Source organism: Candidatus Symbiopectobacterium sp. NZEC135 (assembly GCF_025962695.1).
Genome location: NZ_JAGFPF010000166.1, coordinates 1 through 3,207 on the forward strand (window position 1 = coordinate 1; position 3,207 = coordinate 3,207).

Annotated in this window: 2 protein-coding genes and 1 pseudogene; 2 read left to right on the plus strand and 1 reads right to left on the minus strand. The window is 54.7% G+C overall.

Annotation, left to right across the window (positions count from 1 at the left end):
- Entirely contained in the window at positions 1-1,041 is a 1,041-nt protein-coding gene (locus tag J5224_RS24320; protein WP_264627798.1) for an ABC transporter permease, read from the plus strand.
- A gap of 32 nt (positions 1,042-1,073) precedes the next feature.
- Positions 1,074-2,633 carry an ABC transporter ATP-binding protein gene (locus tag J5224_RS24325; protein WP_264627799.1) on the plus strand — a complete coding sequence of 520 codons (1,560 nt, stop codon included), beginning with the start codon at positions 1,074-1,076 and terminating at the stop codon, positions 2,631-2,633.
- A 113-nt stretch (positions 2,634-2,746) separates the two neighbouring features.
- Here J5224_RS24325 and J5224_RS24330 read toward each other — a convergent pair.
- Positions 2,747-3,207: pseudogene (locus J5224_RS24330) on the minus strand (amino acid permease); the annotation flags it as partial.

The window sequence follows — 3,207 nt, forward strand, 5'->3', positions numbered from 1 at the left end:
ATTTATCAACCCACACGTTTTTCTCCATTAACACAGCGTCGCGCACGACTTTTTTTCTCTAACCGTAAAGTGGTTATTGCCTGTGTTTTATGGCTGCTATTAATTGTCATCGGATTATTTGCCGATGCGATCGCCACGGATAAACCCTGGTTGCTTAAATACGATGGAAACTTTTACTTTCCCTTATTGTTTGATTATCCGGAAACCACCTTTGGCGGCACATTACCTACGCTGGCTAATTACAGCGATCCCCAGGTACAACACTGGATATTGAGTAAAGGGTATTGGGTTCGGGCCCCGGTTCCCTGGACATGGGAAACGATCGACATTGCCAATACACAGACGGTGCCTTCCCCGCCCTCGAGTCGCCACTGGTTGGGCACTGATGACGCCGGTCGCGATGTGCTGGCCAGAGTCATTTACGGTATTCGCATCTCGCTACTGTTCGCCATGATTGTCAGTACCGGAGCCGTTGTGCTCGGCACCCTGATCGGTGGCATACAAGGGTACTGGGGCGGACGGGTCGATCTCTATGGGCAGCGTTTTATTGAGATATGGGCCGGGCTTCCCACCCTGTTTATGCTGATGATCCTTTCAAGCATGGTCACCCCCAGTTTGGGCTGGTTGACTCTGACGATGGTGATGTTTTCCTGGCTGAGCCTGGTGGATATCGTGCGCGCTGAATTCTTACGCACGCGCAATCAGGATTACGTGGTGGCCGCTACGCTGATGGGCCTGCCAGCCAGAACGGTGATGTGGCGTCATATATTGCCCAACGCCATGATCTCGACCCTGACATTTCTACCCTTCACCTTTACCGGGGCTATCACCACGCTGACATCACTGGATTTTCTCGGTTTTGGGCTGCCACCGGGCTCCGCCTCTCTGGGGGAGTTGATCAATCAGGCACGCAACAACCCGCAGGCCACCTGGCTGGCGGTCACCGCGTTTTTCTCACTGACGTTGCTCCTCTCCCTGATGGTATTTATCGGGGAAGGATTACGTGATGCCTTCGATCCCCGTTATGAGCGTCGTCAGTAAATCACGCTCGCCACAGCCCAAGGAGGCACTCCGTGCAACACTTACTTGACGTCACACAACTGCGCATCACCCACGCGGATCGCTGCCTGGTAGACGGGCTTGACCTTCACGTGCAACGCGGTGAAACCCATGCTTTGGTAGGAGAATCAGGCTCAGGCAAATCCATCAGCGCCCTGTCACTACTCGGCCTGCTCCCTCGTAGCTTGCAGGTCAGCGGCAGCATCACACTCGACGGGATGGATCTGTCACTGCTGGATGAGCGCACTCTCATCCGCCATCGAGGCCAAACCGCCAGTTTTATTTTTCAGGAGCCGATGACCACACTCAATCCGTTACACACCATCGGCAAGCAAGTGATGGAAGCCATTGCGTTGCACCGCAAGCGGACAACGCCGCAATTGCGTCATGAGGCGATGGCACTGTTGGACCGCGTAAAACTGGGCGCCTCACCGCGCTGGTTCGAGGCTTTTCCACATACGCTTTCCGGCGGGCAACGGGTGATGATCGCGATGGCAATGGCTAACCGTCCCTCGCTGTTGATTGCCGATGAACCCACCACGGCACTGGATGTCACGGTGGCGCGGGACATTCTCGACTTGCTTGATGAGATAAAAAACAGTGAAGGTATGGGGTTATTGCTGATCACGCACGATCTTAATCTGGTCAGGCGTTATGCCGATAATGTCAGCGTGATGCGGGCAGGAAAATGCATCGAACAAGGGACAGTACAACAGGTGCTTGCTGCACCAGCAACCCACTATACCCGCGAGTTGATTGCCGCCGAACCCGAAGGATGCCCCCACCCCGTCGAACCTCAAGCAAGAGAGGTACTGTCCATTGAAAATCTGAGCGTCACCTACCCTGCCCAACGCCGCTGGTTCAGAAAAGCCCCCCCCACCTCCCCTACGCTGACAAATATCAGCCTAACCGTGAAGCAAGGGGAAACCCTGGGGGTTGTTGGGGAATCCGGCTCCGGTAAATCGACATTGGCAAAAACCATACTGGGGTTGCAACCGGGAGAGGGAAAAATCGTCTTTCTCGGCCAACGCGTCGATCGCTGGTCGTTGTATGGCTGGGGGGCTTTGCGCAATAAGCTACAGTATGTGTTTCAAGACCCTTACGGCGCACTGTCACCGCGCATGAGTGTGTTTGATATTGTCAGCGAAGGGCTACGCTATCAACAACCGCACCTTTCCCTTGAACAGGTGCATCAGCGTGTGAGCAAGGTACTACAGGACGTAGAATTAAACGAAACCTTTGCCGCACGCTACCCGAATGAGTTATCTGGCGGGCAGCGCGCGCGTATTGCCTTGGCGCGCGTGTTGATCCTCAATCCTGCACTGCTGATCCTGGATGAACCTACCGCAGCACTCGACAGATTGGTGCAAAAAAAACTGATCGCGCTATTACGCGACTTACAGGTGGAATATGGCCTGAGCTATTTGTTCATTAGCCACGATCTGTCCGTGGTCAAAGCGCTGGCACACCGGGTGCTGGTGTTAAAAGCGGGACAGGTTGTGGAACAAGGCAATACGCACAACCTGTTCCACCACCCTCAATCCAGCTATACCCGCAGGTTGGTCGAGCGTTGATGAGCCCGGATTAACCGGTTGTTTCTTCAGGCGCACAGCGTGTGTTCGCCTGAATACGTCCCATCAGGCTGATGCGTTGACCGCATCAGCACGCTGTTCGCGCTCAACCACGCTTACGCGTGGTTATTCGCCAGCTTCTGACATTTCTGTTTAAAGGCATAGCCCAACAGCAGCAGCGCAATCCACAGCACGCCCACGTAGAGGGAAATGCGTGTTTCTTCGAAGTAGCCAATCAGCCCGATAATAAACACCAGGAACACGATACCGACTACCGAAGACGCCACGCCACCCGGCAGCGGGAACGCCAATGCTTTCACCTCGTTCTCACTCAAACGACGACGGAACGCAATTTGTGAACAGAGGATCATGATCCACACCCACACGGTGGCGAAGGTTGCCAGCGACGCAATCACCAAAAACACTTTGCCCGGCATGATGTAGTTCAGATAAACCGCCACCAACAGTGCCGCCATCATCACCACCACCGTGACCCACGGAATACCGCGCTGTGACACTTTGGCAAAGACCTTGGGCGCGTTGCCCTGCTCGGCCATACCGTGCATCATGCGGCCCA